Origin of the sequence: Schnuerera sp., from assembly GCF_035459645.1 — a bacterium.
Taxonomy (GTDB): Bacteria; Bacillota; Clostridia; order Tissierellales; family Tepidimicrobiaceae; genus Schnuerera.
Genome location: NZ_DATHXO010000430.1, coordinates 1 through 2,202 on the forward strand (window position 1 = coordinate 1; position 2,202 = coordinate 2,202).

Consider the following 2,202-nt stretch of genomic DNA (forward strand, 5'->3'; position numbering starts at 1 on the left):
TAACTTCACACCAAAACATGATAAGTTAGAAGTTACTTTGCTTTTCCAAGATAATAATGAATTAATCACGGCCGTTTATATTTTTAATTCAGAGAATAAACTTCAACACTGTTACATGATAGAACCAAATGGGAAAAGTATAATCTATGATAGAGAACAAGAAATAGAGACTATAATGGCTAAAATAATTCTTATAAAAGAGAGTAGTAATATAATTAAAACAACTGCTTAGTACATGTAACAAATTAATTGATAAAATTATAATCAAGGGTATGCATATAAATGTATGCCTTTTATTTTACAACTAAACCGAACATACATTCTCACAACAATGAGGGATTTCATGGGTAAAACTGAATTATATATATACAACTTTTTAAAATCTCTTTCTATATATTGTCCTGATCAGTTAAATATAGAAAACATATCCCGTAAATCGAAAATAGAAGTACAGTACTGGGATTGTAGCAGCGAATCAGTCCATTATAAAGGACACAAAATTATTTTGCTGAATAATAACCTAACCTACCAACAGCAGTGGCAAGAGTTCGGACACGAACTATGTCATGTTCTTTGGCATGCTGGAAGACAAGAAAACATTTCGGATTCTTTCTGTTCATACCAAGAAGGGCAGGCAGACAACTTCGCATATCATTTGTGTATTCCTACCTTTATGCTTTGCCGTTTAAAGGGGGTGAGCACCTATGAAGTAATGAATCTTTTTAACGTCGAATATGGATTTGCATCAAAACGTTTAGAAATGTACAGAAACAAAATTATTATGAAAGGAGTAACTACAAAGTGTCAAAAGGACATGTACGGCATCGTGGCGGAAACAGGTGGCAATTGGAAATAGATTTAGGAAAAACAGTAGGTGGAAAGAAAAGAAATAGAAAATATAAAACAGTTACAGCTAAAAATAAAACAGAAGCTAAGATTAAACTAGCTCAATTCATCACGGAAATGACTGACGGTGGCTATATAGAAGAAAATGAAATAGGTTTTGTCGAATTCGTAAACAAACATTGGATGCCCAAATGTGCTATTAAAAGATTATCGCACACAACACTGGAGACTCATGTTTATTATCTAGAATTGAGAATACTACCTGCTTTTCAATACTTTAAATTAAATGAAATTAAACCGATTCATATTATCGACTTTTTAGATAATCTAGGTGAAGATGGGATGCGATTAGATGGAAAAGAAGGAAAATTATCATCTTCAACTATCGAGTATCACTATCGAATACTAAATAATATTTTTAATTTTGCTGTCGAAATTAAGTTTCTCGAGAATTCTCCATTAGAAGGAGTTAAAAAGCCATCTGTAGACTATAAAGAGTCGGCGGTTTATGACTTAGAAGAAACAACAAAGTTGATACAAGCACTAGAGACAGAGACCCATGTACCACATTGGCAAATTATCGTAAAACTTGCTATTACAACAGGAATGAGACGATCAGAATTGTTTGGTCTTGAATTTAAGCATATCGATTTAAATCAGCGAATTATACATGTTAGACAAGCGCTAACATATTCGAAAGAAAAAGGATACCAGATCCACGAAATTAAAAAAGGAAGTAGAAACAGTAAAAGAAGAGATATTGTTCTATCCGATGCGTTAATAGAACCAATTAAGATGTTGAAAATACAGCGCAAACAAGAAAGATTCGCTATTAAAGATGAGGATAAATGGAGAAAAGGAAAACATAACTTTATTCTCTGTAACGAATATGGCAAACCCTATAATCCTGAATCACTTAAAAATTGGTGGACTCGATTTATAAAAAGACATAAATTAAAATATATCAATATACACGCTTTACGACACACATCGGCAACCTTATTAATTAATCAAGGAGTGCATGCAAAAATTATATCTGAACGACTCGGCCATTCAGATATAAAAACAACAATGAACATCTATGGACATGCATTAAAACAAGCTGACGAAATTGCTACACAAAAATTAGATAATGCATTGTTTAAGGACATTAAAACACAATGAAAAACATCAAAATATACAAATATGCCGGCAAAATGTCGGCAAAATAACTAAATAAAAAATAGCGATTTCTAGTAATTGTCTAGAAACCGCTATACATCAATGTTTTGAAGAAAGCTTCCAAGCGGATTTGAACCGCTGGCCTCTTCCTTACCATGGAGGAAAATTAAGAAACATCATGAGATGTTAGACTAT

3 protein-coding genes are annotated in these 2,202 nt (G+C 32.3%); all 3 read left to right on the forward strand.

Annotated features, from left to right (window positions below; translation table 11 throughout):
• A partial coding sequence (locus tag VK998_RS10220; protein ID WP_325228030.1) for a hypothetical protein occupies positions 1 to 232 on the forward strand: 232 nt, incomplete at its 5' end.
• 111 nt (positions 233 to 343) lie between these two features.
• Positions 344 to 856 carry an ImmA/IrrE family metallo-endopeptidase gene (locus VK998_RS10225; protein WP_325228031.1) on the forward strand — a complete coding sequence of 171 codons (513 nt, stop codon included), beginning with the start codon at positions 344 to 346 and terminating at the stop codon, positions 854 to 856.
• Positions 802 to 2,010: a site-specific integrase gene (locus VK998_RS10230; RefSeq protein ID WP_325228032.1), complete on the forward strand. Its 1,209-nt coding sequence runs from the start codon at positions 802 to 804 to the stop codon at positions 2,008 to 2,010. Before VK998_RS10225 ends, VK998_RS10230 begins: the two co-directional genes overlap by 55 nt.
• Positions 2,011 to 2,202 lie beyond the last annotated feature (192 nt).

Coding starts and splice junctions, on each gene's coding strand:
- VK998_RS10225 (WP_325228031.1), top strand. CDS start 344: ATGGGTAAAACTGAATTATATATATACAACTTTTTAAAATCTCTTTCT.